Annotated in this window: 22 protein-coding genes and 3 pseudogenes; 9 read left to right on the top strand and 16 right to left on the bottom strand. The window is 70.5% G+C overall.

Translation table 11 applies throughout. The annotated features are described in order from the left end of the window. Positions 1-221, bottom strand: a pseudogene (locus tag BL253_RS43225) (hypothetical protein); the annotation flags it as partial. 52 nt (positions 222-273) lie between these two features. Between BL253_RS43225 and BL253_RS37065 the strand changes: the two are divergent. Continuing rightward, positions 274-1,530, top strand: a complete 1,257-nt coding sequence (locus BL253_RS37065; RefSeq protein ID WP_076822630.1) for an amidohydrolase family protein — start codon at positions 274-276, stop codon at positions 1,528-1,530. Between the two features lie 50 nt (positions 1,531-1,580). Continuing rightward, entirely contained in the window at positions 1,581-2,585 is a 1,005-nt protein-coding gene (locus BL253_RS37060) for an aldo/keto reductase (RefSeq protein WP_076822628.1), read from the top strand. A 17-nt stretch (positions 2,586-2,602) separates the two neighbouring features. Here BL253_RS37060 and BL253_RS37055 read toward each other — a convergent pair whose 3' ends face one another. Next, positions 2,603-3,076 carry an HIT family protein gene (locus BL253_RS37055; RefSeq protein WP_076822625.1) on the bottom strand — a complete coding sequence of 158 codons (474 nt, stop codon included), beginning with the start codon at positions 3,074-3,076 and terminating at the stop codon, positions 2,603-2,605. 499 nt (positions 3,077-3,575) lie between these two features. Here BL253_RS37055 and BL253_RS37050 point away from each other — a divergent pair, with 499 nt between their 5' ends. The 4 genes from BL253_RS37050 to BL253_RS37040 all read left to right on the top strand — a co-directional run bounded on the left by BL253_RS37050 (position 3,576) and on the right by BL253_RS37040 (position 6,907). Further along, positions 3,576-4,358 (top strand): nitroreductase family protein, encoded by a 783-nt coding sequence (locus BL253_RS37050; protein ID WP_081439067.1) that lies wholly within the window; start codon positions 3,576-3,578, stop codon positions 4,356-4,358. Positions 4,359-4,427: 69 nt separating this feature from the next. Further along, positions 4,428-4,586 carry a hypothetical protein gene (locus BL253_RS42655; protein ID WP_158230499.1) on the top strand — a complete coding sequence of 53 codons (159 nt, stop codon included), beginning with the start codon at positions 4,428-4,430 and terminating at the stop codon, positions 4,584-4,586. Between the two features lie 4 nt (positions 4,587-4,590). After that, positions 4,591-5,250, top strand: coding sequence for a nitroreductase family protein (locus BL253_RS37045; RefSeq protein ID WP_076822623.1), 660 nt, complete (start codon positions 4,591-4,593; stop codon positions 5,248-5,250). 187 nt (positions 5,251-5,437) lie between these two features. Continuing rightward, on the top strand, positions 5,438-6,907 hold the full coding sequence (locus BL253_RS37040) for an aldehyde dehydrogenase (RefSeq protein ID WP_076822621.1): 1,470 nt from the start codon (positions 5,438-5,440) through the stop codon (positions 6,905-6,907). 168 nt (positions 6,908-7,075) lie between these two features. Here BL253_RS37040 and tatA read toward each other — a convergent pair whose 3' ends face one another. Together tatA and BL253_RS37030 are read right to left on the bottom strand one after the other, a co-directional pair. Beyond that, positions 7,076-7,351, bottom strand: coding sequence for a Sec-independent protein translocase subunit TatA (tatA, locus tag BL253_RS37035; protein ID WP_076822619.1), 276 nt, complete (start codon positions 7,349-7,351; stop codon positions 7,076-7,078). Positions 7,352-7,651: 300 nt separating this feature from the next. Next, positions 7,652-8,863 carry an oxygenase MpaB family protein gene (locus BL253_RS37030; RefSeq protein ID WP_076822618.1) on the bottom strand — a complete coding sequence of 404 codons (1,212 nt, stop codon included), beginning with the start codon at positions 8,861-8,863 and terminating at the stop codon, positions 7,652-7,654. 152 nt (positions 8,864-9,015) lie between these two features. On the opposite strand from BL253_RS37030, the gene BL253_RS37025 reads away from it, so the two are divergent. Beyond that, positions 9,016-9,693 carry a TetR/AcrR family transcriptional regulator gene (locus tag BL253_RS37025; protein WP_076822616.1) on the top strand — a complete coding sequence of 226 codons (678 nt, stop codon included), beginning with the start codon at positions 9,016-9,018 and terminating at the stop codon, positions 9,691-9,693. 14 nt (positions 9,694-9,707) lie between these two features. Here the strand turns inward: BL253_RS37025 and BL253_RS37020 are convergent, their stop codons facing one another. The 10 genes and pseudogenes from BL253_RS37020 to BL253_RS36980 all read right to left on the bottom strand — a co-directional run bounded on the left by BL253_RS37020 (position 9,708) and on the right by BL253_RS36980 (position 22,009). Beyond that, the gene (locus tag BL253_RS37020) at positions 9,708-10,184 is read right to left on the bottom strand and encodes a (2Fe-2S)-binding protein (RefSeq protein ID WP_076822637.1); all 477 of its coding nucleotides are present in this window, start codon (positions 10,182-10,184) and stop codon (positions 9,708-9,710) included. Between the two features lie 30 nt (positions 10,185-10,214). Further along, complete coding sequence (locus BL253_RS37015; RefSeq protein WP_076822614.1) at positions 10,215-12,503, bottom strand: molybdopterin cofactor-binding domain-containing protein; 2,289 nt, start codon at positions 12,501-12,503, stop codon at positions 10,215-10,217. 9 nt (positions 12,504-12,512) lie between these two features. Continuing rightward, positions 12,513-13,736: an oxygenase MpaB family protein gene (locus BL253_RS37010; protein WP_076822612.1), complete on the bottom strand. Its 1,224-nt coding sequence runs from the start codon at positions 13,734-13,736 to the stop codon at positions 12,513-12,515. A 319-nt stretch (positions 13,737-14,055) separates the two neighbouring features. Continuing rightward, positions 14,056-15,192 carry an acyl-CoA dehydrogenase family protein gene (locus BL253_RS37005; RefSeq protein WP_076822610.1) on the bottom strand — a complete coding sequence of 379 codons (1,137 nt, stop codon included), beginning with the start codon at positions 15,190-15,192 and terminating at the stop codon, positions 14,056-14,058. Next, the gene (locus tag BL253_RS46000; RefSeq protein ID WP_476644142.1) at positions 15,189-15,545 is read right to left on the bottom strand and encodes a hypothetical protein; all 357 of its coding nucleotides are present in this window, start codon (positions 15,543-15,545) and stop codon (positions 15,189-15,191) included. The genes BL253_RS37005 and BL253_RS46000 overlap by 4 nt, the downstream gene beginning before the upstream one ends. A gap of 197 nt (positions 15,546-15,742) precedes the next feature. Next, positions 15,743-16,957, bottom strand: a pseudogene (locus BL253_RS37000) (AMP-binding protein); the annotation flags it as partial. 184 nt (positions 16,958-17,141) lie between these two features. Continuing rightward, a complete protein-coding gene (locus tag BL253_RS36995; protein ID WP_241835485.1) occupies positions 17,142-17,900 on the bottom strand; it encodes an ABC transporter ATP-binding protein in 759 nt (252 codons plus the stop codon). Continuing rightward, positions 17,897-18,658: an ABC transporter ATP-binding protein gene (locus BL253_RS36990; RefSeq protein WP_076822608.1), complete on the bottom strand. Its 762-nt coding sequence runs from the start codon at positions 18,656-18,658 to the stop codon at positions 17,897-17,899. Before BL253_RS36990 ends, BL253_RS36995 begins: the two co-directional genes overlap by 4 nt. Further along, positions 18,648-20,672 (bottom strand): ABC transporter permease, encoded by a 2,025-nt coding sequence (locus tag BL253_RS36985; RefSeq protein ID WP_076822606.1) that lies wholly within the window; start codon positions 20,670-20,672, stop codon positions 18,648-18,650. The genes BL253_RS36990 and BL253_RS36985 overlap by 11 nt, the downstream gene beginning before the upstream one ends. An 80-nt stretch (positions 20,673-20,752) precedes the next feature. Beyond that, positions 20,753-22,009 (bottom strand): ABC transporter substrate-binding protein, encoded by a 1,257-nt coding sequence (locus BL253_RS36980; protein WP_076822604.1) that lies wholly within the window; start codon positions 22,007-22,009, stop codon positions 20,753-20,755. Positions 22,010-22,214: 205 nt separating this feature from the next. Here BL253_RS36980 and BL253_RS36975 point away from each other — a divergent pair, with 205 nt between their 5' ends. Next, positions 22,215-22,919: a TetR/AcrR family transcriptional regulator gene (locus BL253_RS36975; protein ID WP_241835484.1), complete on the top strand. Its 705-nt coding sequence runs from the start codon at positions 22,215-22,217 to the stop codon at positions 22,917-22,919. 96 nt (positions 22,920-23,015) lie between these two features. Then, the gene (locus BL253_RS36970) at positions 23,016-23,294 is read left to right on the top strand and encodes a hypothetical protein (protein WP_198946542.1); all 279 of its coding nucleotides are present in this window, start codon (positions 23,016-23,018) and stop codon (positions 23,292-23,294) included. Between the two features lie 61 nt (positions 23,295-23,355). Here the strand turns inward: BL253_RS36970 and BL253_RS45995 are convergent. Together BL253_RS45995 and BL253_RS36960 are read right to left on the bottom strand one after the other, a co-directional pair. Beyond that, a pseudogene (locus BL253_RS45995) lies at positions 23,356-23,433 on the bottom strand (hypothetical protein); the annotation flags it as partial. Positions 23,434-23,472: 39 nt separating this feature from the next. After that, positions 23,473-23,976 (bottom strand): DoxX family protein (locus tag BL253_RS36960; RefSeq protein WP_076822602.1); only part of this gene is annotated, 504 nt, incomplete at its 5' end.

The following is a 23,976-nucleotide window of genomic DNA, read 5'->3' as shown; positions in this document are numbered from 1 at the left end:
CCGCCCGCGCCGCCCACGCCGCCCACGCCGCCTCGACGATCCGGCGGGTCCGACGCGTCGGCCCCGTCCACGACCAGCTCGCTGGCGATGCCGTCGAGGAAACGCGCCATGCCGTAGGAGAAGACCTGGTCGGCGGGCACCGACACGTAGTCGGAAGACGTGACCCGTCGGTGCGACCAGACCGGACCAGACAGGAAAGCCGTCCTCAGCAGCCCCACCATCGCAGGCCTGGAACGTCGCGTTCGGCCACGTGAGCACCAGTCGAGGACTGACATGAACATCGACGACATGATCCTGGTGAGCATCGACGACCACGTGGTCGAGCCGCCCKACATGTTCGACCGCCACGTGCCGGCCAGGTGGGCCGATGAGGCGCCGCATGTGCGGACCGACGACAACGGTGTCGACCGGTGGATCTACCAGGGACGGGTGACCGGCGTCAGCGGCCTGAACGCGGTGGCGTCCTGGCCGCCCGAGGAGTGGGGCCGCGACCCGGCCGGGTTCGCCGGGATGCGCCCCGGTGTCTACGACATCCACGACCGGGTCCGGGACATGGACCGCAACGGCATCCTCGCCTCGATGTGCTTCCCGACGTTCGCCGGGTTCAGCGCCGGCCACCTGAACCACTTCAAGGACCCGCTGACGGTCGTCATGATCCAGGCCTACAACGACTGGCACATCGACGAGTGGGCCGGCACCTGTCCCGGCCGGTTCATCCCGCTAGCGCTGCTGCCGACCTGGGATCCCCAGCTGATGGTCGACGGGATCCGCCGGCTCGCGGCCAAGGGCTGCCGGGCGGTCACCATGCCCGAGCTGCCGCACCTGGAGGGCCTGCCCAGCTATCACGACATCGAGTACTGGGGTTCGGTCTTCCAGGCTCTCTCCGACAACGACATGGTCATGTGCCTGCACATCGGCACGGGGTTCGGCGCCCTCAGGATGGCGCCGGACGCGCCGATCGACAATCTCATCATCCTGGCCTGCCAGGTCTCCTCGCTCGCGGCACAGGACCTGCTGTGGGGTCCCGCGATGCGCTCCTTCCCGGACCTGCGGTTCGCGTTCTCCGAGGGCGGCATCGGCCGGATCCCGTTCTACCTGGACCGCTGCGACCGGCACTACACCAACCAGCGCTGGCTGCGCCGTGACTTCGGCGGCAAGCTGCCCAGCGAGGTCTTCCGCGAGCACTCGCTCGCCTGCTACGTCACGGATCCGACCTCACTCAGACTCCGCAACGAGATCGGCATCGACAACATCGCCTGGGAGTGCGACCACCCACACGCCGACTCGATCTGGCCGAACGCCCCCGAGTTCGTCCACGCCGAACTCGTCGGCGCCGGCGCCACTGACGACGAGATCGACAAGATCACCTGGCGGAACGCCTGCCGGTTCTTCAACTGGGACCCGTTCGCCGTGATCCCCCGGGGCAGCGCCACCGTGGGCGCCCGCAGGGCGGTCGCCGCCGATGTCGACATCTCCATCCGCTCGCGGCGGGAGTGGGCCCGGCTCTACGCCGAGCGACGGTCGTCCTAGACATCCGCGAGGACATTCACCAGCCCCGGTCAGGAACGGAGCACACGACGATGGAACGGCGACGCCTCGGTGCGAGCGGGCTCGACATCTCGATCCTGTCGCTCGGCGCGATGACGTTCGGCTCGGCGATGCCGCCGATCACGACCGTCGACGAACGCAACGCCCACGCCATGGTCGAGCGGGCGCTCGACGCGGGTATCAACATGATCGACACCGCGGACGTCTACTCCTCCGGCCAGTCAGAGGAGATTCTCGGGGCCTGTCTGCGACGCCGCCGTGACGAGGTGCTGATCGCCACCAAGGTCGGCTTCGGCTCCCTGAAGCCGGGGGCGCTGGCGTACGACGCCGTGGTCGCGTCCTGCGAGGCCAGTCTCCGCCGGCTCGGCACCGATCGGATCGACCTCTACCTGCTCCACCGGCCCGACCGCGCGACACCCCTCGAGGAGACGCTCCGCGCGCTCGACGACCTCGTGGCACGTGGGCTCGTCCGCGCCGTCGGCACCAGCAACTTCCGCGCCTGGGAGACGGCGGCCGCGGTCGCCCGTCAACGTGCCCTGGGCCGCACCCCGCCCAGCGCCGCCCAGCTCTACTACTCGCTGGTCGGACGCGAGGCCGAGCACGAGCTCATTCCCCAGTGCCGGGCCGACGACGTCGGCGTGATCGTGTGGAGCCCGCTCGCGGGCGGGTACCTGACCGGGCGCTACCGCGACGGCGCGGGAAGCGGACGCCGCGGCGTGCACTCGTTCCCGCCCGTCGCGCCCGACCTCGGCCCGCGCGCACTCGACGCGGCCGGCCGGATCGCCGCCGCGCGCGGGGTGTCCCTCGCCCAGGTGGCGCTCGCCTGGGTCCTGGTGCGACCAGGCGTCACCTCCGTCATCGTCGGCGCGAGCACCCTGGAGCAGCTGGACGACAACCTCGCCGCGGCCAAACTCGACCTCGGCGCCGACGAGATCGCCGCCTTGGACGCCGCGACCGCGCTCACGCCCATCTACCCGGCGTGGTGGGACCCGGCGATGGGTATCCCAGGCCCGAACGACCCCTCGCTGCGGACCTGACGCCGGCCGGGGCCAGGTCAGACCTCGGGAAGATGGGCGGTCAGCAGAGCGGCGAGGCGGTCCATCTCCACGGTCGGCACCCTGTCGTGCTCCGGGCCGCGCAGGTACCCGAACACGGCCGGCCCACGCTCGTGCGCGGGCAGGTCCGGCGCGCGCGGGACGATGTGGACGTGCAGATGCTCGAAGCCGCTCGCCTCGCAGAAACAGGCGACGTAGGTCTTCTGGGCGCCGAGCGCCGCCGCGAGCGCCCGGCTCAGCCGCCAGGTCACCAGTCCGAACTCCGCGGCCTCGGCCGCCGTGAGCTCCGCCCACGACAGCACGTGGCGGCGGGAGACGACGACCAGCCAACCAGGCATCGCCGCCGTCACCGCGTGCGCCACCCGCCAGCCCGCACCGATCAGGATCCGCTCCCGCGGCGGAAGCTCGGCCGGCTCCACCTCGTTGCGCTGGCACGAGAAACAGTCGACATCCGGCAGCCGCCCACCATCCACAAGATCGACGCTACCCCGACGCGGGGCGGACCACGCTCGGCGCGGAACGAAATCCGTGGTTACAGGTCGATCGACGCGCCTGGCGGTGCCGCCTGCCACCGCGGGAGCCCACCCCCTCGCCAAGGCCGGTGGTGTCAAGCCAGTTGGCGACTCCGGGGTCCTCGTGAGCGAGAACGAAGGTGAAGGTCCCGTCAAAGGCGACCGGCTCGGTGTCGTCGAGCGGGCGCAGCCGCATCCTTCGATGAACCGGTTGCCTACTGGGGAATCGATATTAGGGCGCCATCGCCTGTCGCGACCAATACAAATTTCGACGTCGGGATATACCGTCCCGGCATGGCGCCTCATATCGCGATGGCCGTGCACGCCCGATGAGTGCGGGTACCTTGTCTGCGTCGCCCCGGGAGTTCGACACCGCGAGGGTTCGATACCGCGCGGATGCGATCACAGGGCGACCGCGGGCCAGGCAGATGTCCGACGAGCGAGAGGTTGCCTGACACTGATGCATCCTGACCGACTGGACGCGGCGAGCGATCCGTCCGGGGCGAAGGATCTGTCCGGGGTGCCGCTGCCGCCGGACTCGGTGGGCCTGCTGGAGGGGCTGACGACCACTCGGGCCATCCGGCGCTACCACGACGAGCCGGTACCGGAGGAGGCGCTGCGGGCGATCCTGTTCGCCGCGACCCGAGCGCCCAGTGGATCCAATCGCCAGCCGTTCCGGTTCATCGTGCTGACCGACGGCCCGAACGCGCGGGCGGCCAAAGAGCTCATCGGCGCCGGTGGCCGCCGCATCTGGGGCGGCAAGCGGAGCGCGGACCAGTACGAGCAGGCCTCGGGGGCGGTGGCCGACTCGCCCAAGGCCCGGATGGCCCGGACGATGCAGGAGTTCGTGGACACCTTCGAGCGGGTGCCCGTCCTGATCCTGCCGTGCCTCGTCCGCTACCGCGATCCGACGCCGAGCGAGGGCGCGTCGGTCTACCCGGCCTGTCAGAACCTGCTGCTCGCGGCACGGGCCCTGGGCTACGGCGGCGTGTTCACGGGCTTCAACTTCACCGTCGACGCGGAGCTACGGGCGTTGCTGGGCGTGCCCGACACCACGTTCATCGCCGGCACCATCACCCTCGGACGGCCGGTCGGCCATCAGGGGCCGGTGCGCCGCCGTCCGATGCCGGAACTGGTCTTCGGCGACTCCTGGGGTGAGCCCGCGCCGTGGGCGATCGACCCGCCAGGCACCGCCTTCACCTCCGCCGGGCCGCCCAGATCCACCGCGACCCGACAGGGTTAGGAGCGCGGGAGGAACGGCCGAGGTGCCACCTCAACGCTGGGCGCGGACCTGCTCTATGGTTGTCTTATGATGGACGAAGTTGATAGCAGGCTCGGTCTCGCGCACGTCCAGGAGCTCATCGACAGGCAGCCCATCCGGGACCGCCTGTGCCGCTACCGCCGTGGCGTCGGCATCGCCCGCGATCGCACGGACATCCCCTATCTGCGTCCGCTGGTCCTCGAGGGCTGAGCCGATGAGCGACGACCTCACCATCGACGAGCTGCTCACCACGACCCGGTCGATTCGCCGTCGTCTGGACCTCGAGGCACCGGTCGACAACGCGGAGATCGAAGAGTGCCTGCGGACGGCGCTGCAGGCTCCCAGCGGTTCCAACGAACAGTCCTGGCGCTGGATCGTCGTCACCGACCCCCAGATCCGCGGCAGGYTGGCCGCCCTGTACCAGGAGGCCTTCCAGGAACGGCGCGACCGGGCCGCCGCGCGGTCTGACGAGACGTCACCGCCACCGCCCGTCGACGAGACCCGCCGGCGCGTCCTGTCCTCCTCGGCCTATCTGGCCGAGCACCTGGCCGAGGTCCCGGTACTGGTGGTGCCCTGCGTCCGCCCCTACCTGCCGCCGGAGCCGAACGACGCCGAACTGATCCGCGCCACGCTCTACGCGTCCGTCTATCCGGCCGTCTGGAACTTCCAGCTCGCCCTGCGCGCGCAGGGGTACGGCACGTGCCTGACAACCCTRCACCTGATGYGCCACGCGCAGGCGRCCGACATCCTCGGCATCCCCGCCGGCTGGACTCAGGCGTGCCTGTTGCCCGTCGCCCGCATCCGCGGGGAGAACCGGTTCACCAAGGCGGCGCGTCGGCCGCTCGAACTGGTCCTGAGCTACGACCGCTTCTGACGGGAGCTGGTCTTCATATCTCGTGTCGCGCCACGGGCCCACCCGAGACGGCCACCACAGCGGCCACAGGCACGCCCGCCCGCGGCCGAAGGACCAGAACGCAAGGACCATCATTAGAACGAGTCCCTGCATGTAAGGTCCAATATAGCGGTACCTCCGCGGACCCAGGACGAGGATTGGGTGAGAGATGACGTCGGCACTTGCCTCCCCGGTGCGGCACCCTGATCGTCTGTTCATCGGCGGTGCCTGGACGCCGTCGGCGGGCGGTTCGAGCTTCGCGGTCACGGACTCCAACGACGAGGGCTTGTACGTCGATATCGTCGCGGCCGGTCCGGAGGACGTGTCACGGGCGGTCGTGGCCGCGCGAACGGCCTTCGACTCCGGTCCCTGGCCCCGGATGACCCCGGCCGAGCGTGCCCCGTACCTGCGGGCGTTCGTGAACGCCATCCGCGAGCGCTCCGACCTCATCGCCGACAGCTGGGCGCGCGAGACCGGCACCGTGGTCGGCCTCGGCCGGGGCGGCGGCAACGCGGCCGCGCGATTCTGGGAGCAGGCCGCGGACCTGGCCGACTCCGTCGAGTGGACCGAGCGCCATCCCACGTCGGACGGGCGGGGCTACGGACTGCTGGCCCGCACGCCGGCCGGGGTGGTCGGGGCGATCATCCCCTGGAACTCGCCGATGCTGACCGGCTCGATGAAGCTCGCTCCCGCCCTGCTCGCCGGGTGCACCGTCGTGCTGAAGGCGTCGCCCGAGGCACCGGTGTCGGCCTACCTGCTGGCCGAGATCGCCGAGGAGGTCGGCCTGCCGGACGGCGTGCTCAACGTGCTGACGGCCGACCGAGAGGTCTCGGAACTGCTGGTGACCGACCCGCGGGTCGACAAGATCACATTTACCGGGTCGACCGCGGCCGGGCGCCGGATCGGCTCGATCGTCGGCGGCCGGATCGGCCGGATGACACTCGAGCTCGGGGGCAAGTCGGCCGCGGTCGTCCTGGACGACGCCGACATCGAGGCCGCCGCCCGGTCTCTTGCCCTGTCCGAGATCAACATGACCGGCCAGGCGTGCCTGTCGTTGACCCGGATCGTGGTACAGCGCGACAGGCACGACGAGATGCTGGAGGCGATCGCCGAGACGTTCCGCCAGGTCGCCGTCGGCAGTGCGCTCGAGACAGGCAGCCAGATGGGCCCGCTCGCGTCCGCCGCCCAGCTCGAGCGCGTCGCCGGCTACATCGAGATCGGCAGGCGGTCCGGCGCCGTACTGGCCGCCGGTGGCGGCCGGCCGGAGCACCTGCCCCGCGGCTACTTCGTCGAGCCGACGGTCTTCGGCGGGGTGGACAACTCCTCACGCATCGCCCAGGAGGAGATCTTCGGACCGGTGCTCTCGGTGATCCCGGCCGACAGCGAGGACGAGGCCATTCGCATCGCCAACGACACGGTCTACGGCCTGTACGGCTCCGTGTTCACGTCGGACACCGACCGCTATGCCCGCGTCGCCGGCGAGATCCGCGCGGGCACGGTCTCGCAGAACGGGTTCCGCAGCAGCACCAGCATCGCCTTCGGCGGGTTCAAGCAGTCCGGCGTGGGCCGCGAAGGCGGCAAGGAGGGCATCCTGGATTTCACCGAGACCAAGGTGCTGCTCTACGACGACCCGGCCTGACGCTGACCGGGAAAGTGGCCACGCGAAGGCGAGGTTCTACCTGTTCGGCGACAACCTCCCGGGAAGGAAGCGCACTTACGTCGCGTACTCGGTATCACGGGTGCCGCCAACGGCATGGTTCATCGAGCGGGTCCGAACAGCCCGGCGCTCCGGGACGAATCCGTCCCGTCAGCTCTGCTTCGACGCCTCGACCGGGGCGGCGCCGTTCACCGAGCGGGTGCCGGTCGGGACGGCCGGCGCCGGGGCGATCTCGGCGACCGGGGTCGGCTTCGGGGCCGGCTCCGGGGCCGGCGTGTCGTCCTCGCGGAGGCCCTTCGTCTCCGCCTTGAAGATCCGCAGCGAGCGGCCGAGAGAACGCGACGCCTCGGGCAGCTTCTTCGCCCCGAAGAGCACCATGACCACGACCGCGATGATGATGATCTCGGTGGTGCCCAGATTCGGCATAGCAGACATCCTTCGGTATCCGGGCATCGGCGCAGCGGCCGGTGCGGGCCTGGTACTACGTCGCGAGCACAGGTAGGAACGGCCGGGTATCCCACAGGTGACGCAGATCGGATGACACCCGTTTCCACCCGACGCAGGTGTTGGCAAGATCGAGCGGAGGACTGGTTCGCATGGGCCAGGTGATCGGCCGACACGTGTGCCCTCCCTGCCACGCGATCGGCGAGGTCCGGCGACGGCACCCGGAACCCTGGCGGCGGAGGTCGGGAACCCCTCCGGCCGCTCCACGACGGGTCAGGAGGGTCAGGACGGGCGGTTGATCTGCGGGATCTCGATGCTGATCGTCTGCCCCTCGGAGAGGAACAGCAGGGCGAGCTTGCGGATGAACTCGTCGATGAGCCAGTAGCCCTGCGGGGCCAGCGGGAGGGGCAGCAGGCCTTCCCGGACGGCGATGAAGGGGCCCCAGGCCACATTCAGGAGCGTGTCCCAGATCAGGTCGCGAGGGATGTCCAGCCAGCCAGCGATCTTGTCGCCGAGCAGGAACCGTGTGAACGAGCCGAGAATGGGCTTGGTGAGGATACCGGCGTCGATCGTGGTGCCGAGGCCGAGGAGGACATCGGCCAGGATTTTGCCCTCCGGGGTCGGGGCCAGTATTGGGTCCAGGACCTGCTTGGMCTGGGAGTTGGCCTCGGACCAGGACGCGGGGATGTACTCGTCCTTGACGCCGAGCATGTGCGCGCCGAGCTGCCACGAGTGCAGGAAGGCCGTGGACTCGTTGGCGGGAATGGGYACCTTCCACGCGGTCAGCTTCTGCATGACGGTCGTGGGCAGGCTGTGCCAGGTGACCATGATGTCGGCCTGGCTGATCGGGATGTCCTCCGGCGCGGCGTTCGCCCATTCCGGCGACTGTGGGAGCAGGTGCCGCACCGCCGCGTGCACCAGTCGGGTCTTCACGCACGTCACGATCATCTCGCCGTCGGCGGCGAAGGAGTTCCGGGTCCCGATGTCGTACCCGAGCTTGGCGGTCTTGGAGATGYGGTCCTTCATGTCCGCGCCGCCCTTGGAGTAGTAGACCGCGCGCGCCTCCTTCGGGATGACCGTGCTCATCATGCCGCTGGCCAGGCCGTACAGCACCCCGAGGTAGAGCCCTCGCTTCTCGTTGAACTGGTACGCGGTCGCCAGCTTGCCCTGGTCGGCCCAGGACGGCAGCTGCCGCGCCTGCTCCATGAAGTCCTTCAGATCTGTCGGCAGGCCAGCCGGCAGGGGTTGTCCGTTCTTCGTCCAGGTCCGCAGTAACTCGTTGACCCTCGGCACGTCACCCCGGTCGAGCAGCGATGCGACCAGCGAGTCGGCCTCCGGGTCCCAGACCCACCGCGGGTCGGCTCCGGCACCCGTGYCCGCCACCGACCCCTTGGCCGACCAGGTCCACGGCACGGGCGCCGCGACGCTCAGGGCGCCGAGTGTGCCCAGCGCCCCACCGACCACCAGAACGTTGCGCCTGCTGATCTTTTCCATGCTGCCGTTCCTCCTCGAGGAGTTCGACGCGAGACGGAGAGACCCGATGCAATGAAACACATTCCGAGTCCATGTATCATTGAACCATAGCGTTTAGATCATCACAAGATTTGTCGCAACGAAGGCCGTTGAGGAAGAATCGGGATGTGGCCATGGAACCCTCGCTGTCCGCGCTCATGACGCCGGGCCTGGAATCGGTACTGCAACGCGCGTACACCGACGCCGTAGAACGGGTCGACGACACAGAGGAGACGCGAACGCGGATTCTTGACGCTGCTTATGAGCAGTTCTGCCGGATGGGCATCAAGCGGTCCACCATGGAGGATGTGGCGCGGCGGGCCGGGGTTTCGCGGATCACCGTCTACCGCCGGTTCGCGACGAAGGACGTGCTCGTCGAACATGTGGTGCGACGCGAGTTCCGCCGGTACTTCGACCAGTTCCTCGTCGACATCCGGCAGGCCGAGACCGTCGCCGACCGCCTGGTACTCGGTTTCGTGAGCTCGTTGCGCGCGGTCAGGGGCAACCCGCTGATCGGTGGTCTGATCGCCACGGAACCCGACCTGTTGATGGCCTCGATGCTCGGCGACGGTGGGCAGACCCTCGCGACCGTACGACAGTTCCTCGCCGGTCAGCTACGTCGTGAGCAGCGCGCGGGTGCCGTGTCGAGCGACCTGGATACCGAGCTCGCGGCCGAGCTGATGGTCCGGCTGTCCGCTTCCTTTCTGGTAATACCCAGCCATGTCGTCGACATCGACGATGACGAGCAGCTGGCCGCGGTCGCCCGCCGGTTTCTCGTGCCCATGCTGAAACCAGCGGGCGACGAGGACTGACCGCCGGATCCACCTCACATGTTCGCGGCGCCGGCCCTGATGGCTTCGCGGATGCGGAAGTAGGTGCCACAGCGACACATGTTGCGCAGGCCGTCGAGGTCGTCGTCCGTGATCCCACGCCCCTGGGCGGCGACCCGGCGGACCAGCGCCACCGCCGCCATGATCTGGCCCGGCTGGCAGTAGCCGCACTGGACGACGTCGTGGTCGAGCCACGCCTGCTGCATGGGGTGCAGCTCCTTGCCGACCGTGGCCGGCAGTCCTTCGATGGTGGTGACCTCGTCGGTCGGCTGGATGTCCCTGACGGGGATCGCGCAGGGGTTGACCGCCTTGCCGTTGAGGTGGCTCGTGCAGGCCTTGCAGACGTTGATGCCGCAGCCGTACTTGGGGCCGGTGATGCCGAGGACGTCGCGTAGCACCCACAGCAGGCGCACGTCGTCGGGGACGTCGACCGTGACCTGCCTGCCGTTGACGCGGAAAGTGCGCTCGGGCACGGACATCTCCCTTCTCAGCTGGCGTGGTTCTCAGCTGGCGTAGTTCAGACCGTCGGTCGGTGACGGGGGAACGGGCGGGACGGTCGGTTTGGGCTCGAAGGAGAGCGTGCCGTGGTTGATCGGGAAGCTGGTGGGCATGGTCCCGGTCGCGCGGCCGTACGCGCAGGCCACCGCCGCCATGGATGGCGCGACGCCCAGCTCCCCCGCGCCGCCCGGCCGCTCGGAGGTGCTGGGCATGACGATGATCTGGAGTTCGAGCGGCGTGTTCCACTGCCGCGTGTAGAAGTAGTTGTCCCAGCTGGCTTCCAGGAAGTACCCGTCGCGCAGGTGCAGGCTGGAGGTCAGGGCCAGTGCGATGCCGTCGGAGACGCCGCCCATCATCTGCGCTTCCAGACCGCGCGGGTTCACGGCCAGACCAACGTCCACGGCGAAGACGGCCCTGGTGACCCGCGGCCCGGTGACGCCCTCGCGGATGGGCCGGTTGACGGTGGCCGGCCGGCAGTCGATCTCCACCAGCACGGCACTGACGGACTTGTACTCGGCGTGGAAGGCGATGCCCTGGGCCGTGCCGGCCGGCATCTGCCGACCCCACTGGCCTACCTCGGCGACCTTGTCGAGTACCGCCCTGGAGCGGTCGTCGTGCAGGAAGTCGCGCCGGAACTGGTAGGGGTCCCTGCGCATCCGCGCGGCGACCTGGTCGACGATCAGCTCGCGGGCGCAGGTGGCGTCGGGCGAGTAGACATTGCGCATGCTGCCGGTGTTGAAGCCCTTGTCGGTCTCGGACAGCAGCAGGCTGGTCGCCCCGAAGTCGTAGGGCGTCGTCTGGCTGAGCTTGAAGAAGATCTCGGAGAACCCGATGTCGCCCACCGGCAGCTGCGCGGCCAGGCCAGTGATGATCTCGCCGATCCCATGGCCGAGGTCGGTGGCGACGCTGGTGTGCCGCTGCTCGTAGCCGAGCACGGTGCCGCCGAGGTAGGAGACCCGCACCCGGGAGGTGACCATCGGGTGGGCGCGGCCCTGGCGGGCGTCGTCGGCGCGGTGCCACATGAGCTTGACCGGTTTGCCGATCTTCTGTGACACCTCGGCCGCTTCCAGCGCGGCGTCGAAGAACAGCTTGCGCCCAAAGGAACCACCGCCCTGGACCACGTGCACGGCGACCCTGGACGCCGGGAGGCCGAGCTTCGCGGCGATGGTCTGCTGGGCGACGATCGGTGACTTCAACCCCGACCAGATCTCGGCACGGTCGGCCCGGACGTCGGCGACGGCGCAGTTGGTTTCCAACGCACTGTTGCCGCGGAAGTAGAAGGTGAACTTCCCTTCCACGGTCGGCGTCAGCGGCGGGAGCCCGAGAGGCAGCTCCGCGCGCTCCAACTCCTGACGCACGGTCTCGTCGGACTTTCCTGCCGCGGTGCCGGGTTTCCAGGTGACACGCAGTGCCCGCACCGCGTCGATGCACTGGCCGAAGGTCTCCGCGCGCACCGCCACCCCGGTCGAGATCACGACGACATGGGTGACTCCCGCCATCGCGCGCACCTCGGTGAGGTTGGCCACCGAGCCGACCTTGCCGTTGATGGTGGGCGGGCGGCACACCATCGTCGGCTTCGCATCCGGCACGTCGAGGTCCATCGCGAACTTCTTGCGCCCGGTGACCGCGTCCAGCGCGTCGATCCGGCTGTGCGGCTTGCCGATCACGGTGAAGCTCTCGCGTGGCGCGAGCTCGACGGACACCTGCTGGGTCTGCGTGCTCGCGGCCTTGTCCGCCAGCGCGCCGATGTCGATGCTCCGGCCGGAACGGCTGACGATCGTGCCGGCGCGCAGGGACAGGTCCGTGACCGCGGAACCAAGCGCGATCGCCGCCGCGTCCAGCAGCCGACGCCGGGCGATCGCGGCGGCGACCCGGATCGGCGTGTAGGTCGCGAAGGTCGTGTTCGACCCGCCGGTGAGCTGGTTGAACACCAGCTCCGGCCGGGCATCGGCCAGGGTGATCCGCACCCGTTCCAGCGGCACCGAGAGCTCCTCGGCGATCAGCATGGCTGTCGAGGTGGTGATGCCCTGTCCCACCTCGGCCCTGGGCAATGCGAACGACACCATGCCGTCCTGGCCGACCTCGACCGCGATCAGACCCGAGGTCGGCGTCGCCGCCAGGGTCATCAGGTCGTTGAGGTCGACTATGTTCGTGATGTTCGGTGATGGCAGCTGGGCATCGGCCGAGGACGCCGCCGCGACCGACGGTCGCAGACCGATCTCCGCCGCCGTCACCAACGTCGGCGCGGCGAGCACGTACCCGAGGAACCGGCGCCGCCCGATGGGCTCTCTCATCTCGCCGGCTCAGCTCGGACGGTTGCCCGTGGGGATGACGATCTTCGTCTCCTGACCCTTGGTGAGGAAGAACAGGACGTACTGCCGCAGGGCCTCGTCGATGGTCCAGGCGATCGACGGCACCAGCGGCAGCGGGATGAGCCCCTCCCGGACCTTCACCAGAACCGGCCATACGGTCTTGATCGTCCCCTCCCAGAGCGGCTCATGGGGGATCTGGTCCCAGTCGGCCACCTGTTCGCTGACCAGGAACCGGGCCAGCGCGTTGACCAGGGGCCGGCCGACGCCGCCCGGGCTCGTCTGCTCGGCGAGCTGGCCGAGCAGGATGTCGGTCAGTTCCACGCCTTCGGGTGTCGGGCCCATGTTCGGCGGCAGGACCAGGTCCGACTGGGAGTTGGCCGAGTCCCACGTGGCGGGGATGTACTCGTCCCGGACGCCGAGCAGGTGCGCGGTCACCTGCCACACGTGCAGGTAGGCGGTGGAGTCGGCCGCGCTCATCGGGACCTTCCACTCGAGCATCTTGCGCATCGCGTAGGTCGGCAGGGTGTGCCAGGTCACCAGGATGTCCTCCTGGGTGATCGGGACGGGGCCGGACCAGTTGGGCGACTGYGGCAGCAGGTGGCGCACACCCGCGTGCGTCAGCCGGGTCTTCACCGCGTTGACGATGCAGTTGCCGTCCGGCCGGTACGCGTTCAGCGCACCGACGGCGAAGCCCAGAATGCTCGTCTTGGCGACGCGGTCCTCCATGTTCGCGCCGCCCGCCGAGTAGTAGACCGAGCGCGCCTCCTTGGGAATGGCGGTGCTCAGCATGCCACCGCCGACGCCGTTGAGCAGGTTGAGATACAGCCCCCGCGCCTTGTTGAACTGGGCGGCGGTCTCCAGCTTGGCCCGGTCCGCCCACGAGGGCAGCTGACGGGCGTGCTCGATGAAGTCCCGCAGATCCGCCGGTAAGCCGGCCGGCAACGGCTGGTCGTTGCGGGTCCAGTTCCACAACAGCTCGTTGACCTGGGGCACCAGGCCGCGGTCGAACAACGAGGCGACCACCGGATCGGCCTCGGCATCCCACACCCATGCCGGGTCGGCGCCAGCGCCGCTACCCGCCACCGAGCCACTGGCCGGCCACGTCCAGGCCGCCGCCGCGGCGCGCGCCTGCGTCGGCGCGACCGCACCCAGCGCACCGAGCGCGCCCAGGGCTCCACCCGAGATCAACACCTTGCGCCTGCTCAGGTCCACCATGTCCCGAACTCCTTCGTGAGCCGCACCGTGCGCGTGATGACACCGTGATACATATCACGTATCTGCGTATCTCAACAAGATGTCCAGTCGGCCCGGAAACGCGTCCGTCCGCTTGGTGTTTGTTTCGTCAAATAGATCGGGAGGCGGCAGGCTCTCGACAGCGCGGAACGACAGGATTTCCCGGCGGCGACGGCGCCCGATACGCTCTTTCGCACCCGCGACACGTCGCGGCCGGTTCAGCCGCGGCCGACGACGGCGCAGGTCACGGAGTCCCGCGGCTCCGGCCGCTCCTCGCCCCGCGGGGTCACGGGCCGTGGGGTCACAGGCCGTAGGAGTGGCCGATGATGTCGCGCTGGATCTCACTGGTGCCGCCGTAGACGGTGGAGACGATGGTGGCGCGCAGGTGGGACTCCATGTCGAACTCCGTGGCGTAGCCGTAGCCGCCCATCATCTGCATGCCTTCGATCGCGACCTTCTTGGCGGTCTCGGTGGCCTTGAGCTTGGCCATGGACGCCTCGCGCGGAAGCTGCCGAGCGGGCTCGGCGTCGACCTTGGCCACGACGTCGTAGACGAGCAGATCGGCGCAGGCGATCTCGGTGGCGAGATCCGCGAGGCGGTGTCGCAGGGCCTGGAACGAGCCGATCGGCCGGCCGAACTGCCTGCGGTCGGTGACGTACGCCAGGGTGTCGTCGAAGGTGCGCTTGGCCCGGCCGAGCATGGTGGCGGCGAGGATCAGCCGCTCGCTGTTGAGCCCGGCCATCAGCTGGGGCCAGGCACGGTCGACCGTGCCGACGACGGCGCCTGCCGGCAGGAAGCAGTTCGTGAAGAAGAGGTCGCAGATGTCCCTGCCACCCATGGTCGGGATGTCGCGAACGGTGAGCCCCTCCGTCCCGGCCGGGACACAGAACATGGTCAGCCCGGCGTGCCGCTCCCCCACGGTCCACGAGGTGCGGGCCACCAGCAGGATGTGGTCGGCGATCTGGGCGTTGGAGCACCAGGTCTTCTGGCCGTTGATCACATAGCCGCCGGCCACGGCCTCGGCCCGGCAGCGGACGGCGGCGACGTCCGACCCGGCGCCCGGCTCGGACATCGAGATCGCCTCGACCGCGCCGTTCACCGCCCCGCTCACGACGGTCTTGCGCTGCTCGTCACCGCCGAACGTCAGGTAGGGCCCGACGGCGACCATGGTGGTGACGAAGCCGCCCAGTGGGGCAAGCCCGTAGGCGATCCGCTCGGCGAAGATGACGGTCTCCGTCATCCCGCCGCCGACGCCTCCGTAGGCCTCCGGCAGCCCGGCGCCGAGCCAGCCGAGCCGGGCGCAGGCGGCGTAGAGCTCGTGGTTGTGCGCCCGGGCGCCGTTGTCGCTGAGCAGGTCACGCTGCTCACGCGTGCCGGCGTGGCGGCCGCAGAAGTCGTCGACCGCCTCGGCGAACGCCCGCTGTTCGGCTGTTCTCACCGAGTTCCTCCAGCCGGCTGCTCGTCGTACAGCCTGGCGATCTCGTCGGCGTAGCGGTCCAGGATGAACCGCCGGCGCAGTTTCAGGGTGGGGGTGAGCTCACCGGACTCCGGCGACCAGGTCCGCGGCAGCACCTCATGGCGCTTGACCTGTTCCGAGCGGGCGAGCCGCGCGTTGACCGACCCGACGAGCCGGTCGATCTCCTCGCGTACCGCCGGCTCGGCGGCCAGGTCCGCCATCGACGTGGCGGCCAGCCCGTGCGCGTGGGCCCACCGCGGCGTCGCCTCGTCGTCGAGCGCGACCAGGGCGGTGAGGTAGGGCCGGCGGTCGCCGACGGCGATCGCCTGGGCCACCAGCGGATGCGCGCGCAGCAGACCTTCGATCTTGCTGGCGGTACGTTCTTGCCGCTGGAGGTGATCAGGATCTCCTTCTTGCGGTCCGTGATGGTGAGAAAGCCGTCGTCGTCGAACGTTCCGATGTCGCCGGTGGCGAGCCAGCCGTCGTCGTCGACCGCGGGCACGATCCGGCCTTCGGCGTCGAGGTAACCGAGGAAGACGACGGGGCCGCGGACGAAGATCTCGCCGTCCTCGGCGATCCGGACGTCGACCCCCGGAAGGGCCTGGCCGACGGCGCCGACGCGGAAGGCGTCCGGCCGGTTCACCGTCGCGCAGCCGGTGGTCTCGCTCATGCCCCAGACCTCGAGCACGCGGATGCCGAACCCGGCCAGGTAGTCGAGCACCTCGACCGGGATCGGCGCCGAGCCGCTGCTGGCCCGTTGGAGGGCGTCCAGGCCGAGGCGGGCGCGCAGCGGCCGCAGGACCGTCTGCTCGACCTCGGCGAGGGTCGCCGCCTGTTCCGGGCGCAGGCGACCGCCGGAACCCTCGATCCGGTACGCCTCGGCGGCCACCGAGTGCGCTCGCATGATCGCGGCGCGGCGCGGCTCCGGCAGCGCGCCGACCTGCGTCCGCAACCCGGCGGCCAGCTTCTCCCACACCCGCGGCACCCCGAAGAACGCCGGCGGCCGGGTCTGGGCCAGGGCGCTCACCACCTGGGCGGGGTCGGGACAGACCAACACGTGCAGCGCCTTGTAGGCGGCGCAGTAGATGCCCAGCTCACGCTCCCCGATGTGCGCCAGTGGCAGGTAGGCGATCGACCGGGCGTGCATGGGCGCCGGCGCCGCCAGGTCCACGGCCGCCGCCTCGTAGAAGGCGTTGCGGTGGCTCAGTACGACCCCCTTGGGGTCGCCGGTGGTGCCAGACGTGTAGATCAGGCACAGCGGGTCGTCCGGGGCGATGGTCTGCCAGGCTTCCTCGAAGACGGCCGGATCCTCGGCATGCCGGCGCCGGCCGGCGGCCAGCACGTCCGGCCAGGCGAGGAAGCGGGTGTCGTCGGGCGGGATCGCCGCCGGGTCGATGACGAGCACCCGCTGGAGCGCGGGGAGCGAGTCGAGCACCGGCAACCAGCGCCGTACCTCGTCGGCGCCCTCGAGAACGACGATGGAGGCGTCGCAGTGCCGCGCCACGTAGCCGATCTGCTCGACGCTGAGGGTCTGGTAGGCGGTGCAGGGGATCGCGGCCAGGTGCGTCGCGCCGAGGTCGACGATCCAGTGCTCGACCCGACTCGACATCATGATCATCATTCGCTCGCCGGCGCGCAGGCCGAGCCAGCGCAGGGCACGCGCCGCGGCGGCGGCCTCGGCGCGCAGCTCGGACCAGGTCAACGTCGTGTCGCCGGCCGTGAGCGCCGGTAGGTCGCCGAACTCCACCGCGTTGCGGCGTAGCACGAGGGGCAGCGTCAGATCATCGGTGAGCTCGGCGAGTTTCGCGGCCGCCGGGTCGGCTGACAGCGTCACGGTGCACTCCCTGCGCGGATGGGACGGGGGAAGGGCTGGACATCGGCTCGAGGGACGGACGGGGAGTCGGCGGGTGACCGGAGGTCCGCGGTGCCCCTCACAGGCGGCCGAAGTAGGCGGCTTCCATGAGGTCACGGCGTTCGCGCAGCTGGGCGGCCGGGCCGGCGAGCGCGACCTGGCCGTGGTGCAGCACCACCGCCCGGTCGGCGATCGACAGGGCGATGTCCAGGTGCTGCTCGACGAGCACCACCGCCATGCGCCGCTCGTCGGCGAGCGAACGGACGGCCGGCAGCAGGCCCTGCACCACGATCGGCGCGAGCCCGAGGCTCATCTCGTCGATGAGGAGCACGCGCGGTCGCGGGAGGAGTGCCTTGGCCAGGGCGACCATCTGCTGCTCGCCCCCCGAGAGCAGCCCGCACCGCCGTCCCAGCAGCGGGCGCAGCTGGGGAAACAGGTCGAGGGTGCCCGCGAGGTCGGCGCGGGCGCGGCGCCCGCTGGCGAGGCGCAGGTTCTCGGCGACCGTGAGCCGCTGGAAGACGCCGCGGTTGTCCGGTACGAGGCTCACGCCCGCGCGGGCGATCTTCTCGACCCGGCGGCCGCGCACCGGCGTGCCGAGCGCCACGACACCGCCGCGCATCGCCGGCAGCAGCCCGACCGCGGCGAGCAGGGTGGTGGTCTTGCCCGCGCCGTTCGGCCCGAGCAGCGCCAGTACCTCGCCCTCGGCGACGCTGATCGACAGGTCACGGACGGCCGGCACGCCGTTGTAGCCGGCGGTCAGTCCGGTGATCTCCAGAGCGGGCCGGCGCTCGGTCGTCACGGTGGCCGCCGGCCCGGTCGTCGCGGGCTGGTCGGTCACTGGGCCACCGCGCTTCCGAGATAGGCGGCCAGGACGGCGGGGTCGTCACGGATCCGCTCCGGCGGCCCCGACGTGATCACCGCGCCGAAGTCCATGACGTAGACGCGATCGCAGACGTCCAGCACGAGCGTCATGTCGTGGTCGATGAGCAGCACGCCGAGCCCGGTGTCCGCGATCCGGCGCAGCTCGCCGCCGAACTCGGCGCTCTCCCGGGTGTCCAGCCCGGCGGCCGGCTCGTCGAGCAGCAGCATCGTCGTGCCGCCGACGAGGGCACGGGCGACGCCGACGAGCTTCTGCTGCCCGAGCGTCAGCTCCCCCGGCAGCCGGCCGGCGGCGTCGGCGAGGCCCAGCACCGCCAGGGCCCGCTCGACGTCGCCTGCGGCGTCCGGAGGGCGCCGGGCGCCGAACACGTCGCCGAGCGCCGTGCGCCAGCCGGGCCGGTGGACCGCGACCGACAGGTTCTGTGCCACGGTGAGGTCGGCGAACAGCTCCCCCGCCTGCCAGGTACGGGCGAGGCCCGCGGCGCGGCGCCGGTGCGGCGGCTCGCCGTCGAGGCGGCGGCCGGCGAGACTCACCGCGCCGTCCGAGCGGGTGAACCCGCTGACGGCGTCGACGAACGTGGTCTTGCCGGCGCCGTTCGAGCCGATCAGTCCCACGATCTCGCCGCAGGCCGCGGTCAGGCAGACGTCGTCGTTGGCCAGCACGCCGCCGTAGCGCACGGTCAACGCGTGGGTGGCGAACAGCTCGTCAGTTGGCATGGCTGGGCTCCGGGGTGGTCGCGACGTCGGCGGCCTCGACCGGCGGTGGTGGGCCGGAAGGTGCCCGCCCTCGCCGGCCGGGCCGGTACCGGGCGAGCACGACCCGTAGCTGGCCCCCGGTGGCGCCCGCGATGCCGCGTGGGTTGAGAACCACGGTCAGCAGCAGGCCGCCGGCGGCGATCAGCTGGTAGTAGTCGCCGACGTCGAGGGTGCGGGTGAGAAAGGTGTGGAGCACCCCGAGCGGGCCGATCAGCCCGGCGACGACGGCGCCGCCGACGCTGGTGATGCCACCGACGTATGCCATGGCCAGCAGGGTCAGGCCGGCCAGCACGGTGAACGACCCGTCGGACAGCTGGCCACGGCTGTACCCGATCAGGCACCCGCCTGTCCCGCCCAGGAAGGCGGACAGGCCGAAGCCGAGCAGCTTGGTGGCGGCGACGTTGATGCCGGCCGCCGCCGCCGCCCGTTCGTTGGACCGCACGGCCAGGAAGCCCTGGCCGGTGCGCCCGCTCATCAGCCGCGCCACGGCCAGCGTCAGGATCGTCACGATCACCAGCACGGTCAGCGCGAACCGGGCCGTGGTGAGGGTGGTGCCGCTGCGTACGGCGAGGCTCCACCCGAACAGGGAGGGGTCGCGGATCCGGTTGCCCTCGAACGGGGTCAGCGCCGGGTTGCTGAAGACGAAGCTCTGCACCGCTATCCCGGCCGCGAGGGTGACGACCGCCAACTGGGCGCCGCGGACCCGCAGCGCCGGGATGCCCACGACGACGCCGAGGGCGGTCGCCAGCAGGGCCGCGAGCAGGATCGACAGCGGGAACGGCACGTGCGCGCTCACGGTCAGTTTCGACAGCGCGAATCCGGCGGTGCCGGCGAACGCCATCGTGGCCAGCGAGATCTGGCCGAGGTAGCCGGTCAGCAGCACCTGCGACAGCGCCAGCAACGCGAGAATGGCCGAGGTCACGACCGCGAAGCGCCAGATGCCCGAGGTCAGCAGGGTCGCGGCCGTCGCGGCGCCGATCAGCAGGGCGGCCGGCACGAGGCGCGGCCGAGGGATCGTCACGGCGGGCAGCCGGGTCTCGGCCGCGTCGCCGCGCGCCGGGATCCGCCCACCGAGCAGGAACAGCGCGACGATCACGACGACGAACGGCACCGCGTCCCCAAGGCCGGCCTGCGCCCAGCCGGGCCACCAGGTCTTCGAGCTCCCCCAGAGGATGACGGACTGGAACGAGCCGAGAACCAGGCCGGCCGCGCAGGCCAGCCCGACCGAGACCAGCCGACCGAGCAGCGCGGCGGCGAGCGCTGGCACCACGTAGAACGTGTAGGTGGTGGGATCAAGGCCGACCGTCGGCGCCGCCAGCACGGCGACCAGCCCGGACAGCGCGCCGGTGAGCGCCCAGACCACGGCGGCCAGGCGGTCTGGCGCCAGCCCGGTCAGCCGGGCCGCGCGTTCGTCCTCGGCCGCGGCCCGGGTGGCGATCCCCGGCCGGGTGAACCGGAAGTACGCCCAGAGCGCCACGGCGATCACGATCGCCGTGCCGGCGAGGATCAGGTCGCTGACGTCGACGTGCGCGCCGGCGAGCGTCACGTCGCTGGCCGGCAGGATCGGCTGGGCCATGGAAATCGTGATGTCGAACCGCAGGGTGACGAGCGCCTGCAGGAAGATCATCAGCCCGACGGACGCGACGACCTGGGCCAGCGAGGGGGCCCGGCGCAGCGGCCGGAACATGAGCAGGTGCGCCAGCAGTGCCCAGGCCACCGCCGTGGCCACCCCGATCGCGACCGACGGTGCCGCGGCCAGGGGCTCCGGCCCGAGCGAGACGCTGCCGACCGGCAGGACGAGCGTTCCGTCGGTACGTAGCGCGGCCACCGTCCAGACCGCCCACAGCGCGGTGGAACCCTGGGCGAAGTTGACGACCCCGGTCGCCATGTGGACGGCGACCAGCGAGGACGCGAGCACCGCGTAGACCGCGCCGGCCGACAGGCCGAGGAACACGAACTGCAGAAACTGAGCCATCAGCACCCACCTGCTGGGACGGAGGTCGGATTCGGTGCCGGCGGCCCGGCCGGGGCCGGGCCGGGCCGCCGACGAGTGGGTCAGCTCGCGCCCGGGATGTTCTTGAGAATCTCGGGCAGGGCGGTGATGAAGCCGCCGGTGGCGGGCTTGGTCGTGCCGTCCGGCTGCACGTTGAACAGCAGCATCTGGGTGGTGCAGTTGGGCGAGGTCTTCTTGCCGCAGCTGACCTCGGGGCCGAGGAAGCTGGGGAACCTGTCCAGCGCCTTGAGGGTGTCGAGGGCGCCCGCGCCGGTCAGTTCGGCCGCGGAGCTGGTCGCGAGTCCTCTGGCGACGTTGGTGAACAGCGAGAACGTCCCGTAGGCGAAGTARTCCGCCGTTCCCTTCCGCGCGTCGATGTACCTGCCGGCGGTCTTCAGCTCCGCCTGGGCGGAGGCAGGGGCGTAGCTGGCCGCGGTCGGCAGCCAGTTGGACGAGTAGATCGCCGAGTTCGCGGCGTCCTTCGGCGCGTTCTTGATGAAGCCGGTGCACGCGGCGAGCAGGGCCGTGCCGTCGAAACCCTGCTGGCGCAGCGCCTGCAGCAGCCGGGTGCAGGACGCGTCGTTGGGTGACGCGATCAGGCCGCCGACCTTGGGCTTGGAGGACACGATGGTCGAGGCGACCGCGTTGAAGTTCGGGCTCGTCGCGGAGTAGTACACACCGGTCACGTCGACGCCGAGGGCCGCGCCGACCGGCTTGAGCACCAGGTCGATCGTCTGATGCGACGACGGGGTGTCGACCAGGACCAGCGTGGCCGTGTCCTTGTTCTCCGCGTGGAAGGCCTGCAGCGCGCCGATGAGGAACGCGGCCTGCGGAGCGGCGAAGAAGACCCGGTTGTCAKGCGAGGAACCGGTGACCGAGTCGAACGGGATCATGCCGACGAGCGGGATCTTGGCGGATGTGAGAATCGGTAGCGCGGCGCTCGACGTGAGGTTGTAGCCATCGAGGGCGGCGACCACGCGCTCCGAGACGAACTGGTTGGCGCAGGAGATCGTCGACTCAGGAGTGCCGTCGACCGCGCAGTCGACCAGCTTGATCGGGTGCCCCTTGATGCCTCCGAGTTCCTTGTTGACGTACTCGACGCCGGCTGCCGCCCCGGTACCGACACCTGGTGAGGCCAGGGGCCCTTCCGACGGGTCGAACAAGCCGATCCTGATCGGGCTGCCGGTCGCGGCGCTCCCGCCCGGTGGACTGGGCGCGCTCGGCGCTCCGTCGTCGCCTCCGCCACATGCGGCCAGCCCGACGGTCAGGCAGGCCGCGGCCAGGAGGCCCGCTCCCAACCGGACAGCTAATCGCTGCATCTGTAGTTCCTCTCCGCGCCCGCCCGCTCGGCGGGGGGTGTGATCCAGGCCAGTCGGGACAGTAAATAAGAATGAGGCTGACATCAACCTTTTTTTTCAACGCCCAGGTGGGTAGCATCCGAGCCGGAGCCGCCGAGTCCGYCGGACGACGGACGCCGGTCCGCGGTGGCGCGAGGCGCCCGGACCACGGCAGGGGAGGTACGTGGTGGCCCGTCCTGGGCAGATCCACGGGGAGAGCGCGGTTCCCGCGGCAGAGGGCGCGCTGGTCCCGCGGGCCCGCACGAGGAACGACCCACGCCGGGAACAGACGCCGAAGAGGCTGCTCGCCGCCGCGCGGGTGGTGTTCGAGCGGGACGGCTTCTACACCGCCCGGCTGTCCGACATCACGGCCGAGGCGAACCTGGCCTCCGGCACGCTGTACAACTACTACCGCTCCAAGCACGACCTGTTTCACGACGTGATGCAGGAGGTGATCGCCGAGATCACGGCGATCGACCAGGACCACGTCAGCGGCCAGGTCGACYCGGTGTGCCGGCTGGAAGAGGTGAACCGGGTCTCCCTGCAGGCGTTCCGCCGCAACGCGCGCCTGCTCAGCGTGCTCTACCAGGCCCGCGAGGGCGATCAGCGGCTACGCGACGAGTGGGACCAGATCGCGGCTCACTTCCAGGGCCGGGTCGTCGCCGCCGTCCGGTCCTGGCAGGCCGCCGGGCTGGCCTACCCCGACCTGGACCCGGTGCACACCGCGCACGCGCTGACCTTCATGGTCGAGCGCGTCGCCATCGCCTGGTCCCACGACGGTGCCGACTACGACGAGGAGACTCTGATCGACACGGTCAACAAGATCTGGACACGCGCCCTCGGCCTCGCCAGCCGCCCACACCCGCCCGCGCCACRCCGCCCGGCGGGGTAAGGCCACGCCGCCCGGCCGGGCAAGCGTCTCGCGGGCCGCCGCGCGCCACTCCCCCACAGGTCCGCGCGATGGGTCAGTCGCCCTCGTAAGGAACGCATGCTGTTCGCCGAGGCGATCGAGACCGTGAGGTGCTTCGACGAGGGTGCGCTTCGATCTGTGCTCGACGCCAACGTCGGCTCGCTCCTGGGCATCGGCTTTCCCGCCTGGACCGATGGGACGGCGCAGTACATCAACGGGTACGAGGGGCCGACAGGCACGGGGCCCGCCGGTTTCGTGGCCCGCGCCTGGGACCTCGCGCGGCGAAACGGCGACCGCTTCCTGCCGCCGCGTTCGGTGGTGCTGGCCGCCGAGCAGGGCCGGCTGGTAGCGCGGTGATCCAGTCGGAGCCGGCGCCCTGCTCGGTCAGCGCGAACGACGCGGCCCACTCCCCCGAGGCGATCTTCGGCAGCCAGGTCTTCTTCTGCTCCTCGGTCACGCCCTCCAACAGCACATGGCCGGCGATCCCGTTGCCCAGGTGCGCATGGACGCCCCGGACATGACCGTACGACGCACGTCACTGCCCGCCCGCGGGCTTCGGGGGGTCCGGGCGCCAGGCGGTGACCAGCAGGCCGGCGGAGCCGACCACACCCAGCACGAGGGCGATCAGGCCGCCAAGCCAGCCGTCGAGGTTGTCATCGATCGTGAACGCGTGATCCAGCGAGGCGTACCCCGGGCCGAACGTCGCGATGGCCAGGCAGACCACCGCGATCATCAGGACGTACTCGTAGCCCTGGCCCGGCTTGAAGATGAAGAAACCGTTCCTGCGGTGCGCCGTCATCCCGGCGACGACCATGATGCCGATGATCGCGCCCGCGCTGAACGGCGTGAACAACCCGACAGCCAGACCCGCGCCCGCGGCCAGCTCGATCAGGCCGCTCGCCCAGGCGTGCACGATGCCGGGTCGCAGCCCCATGCTCGCGAACCAACCCGCGGTGCCCTGGATGCCTCCCGGCCCGAAGATGTGGTTATAGCCGTGCGCGACGATCGTCAGCCCAACGACGACCCGTAGCACGAGGTC

Source organism: Pseudofrankia asymbiotica, assembly GCF_001983105.1.
Lineage (GTDB): Bacteria > Actinomycetota > Actinomycetes > Frankiales > Frankiaceae > Pseudofrankia > Pseudofrankia asymbiotica.
This window is presented reverse-complemented; position numbering and strand designations above follow the sequence as displayed.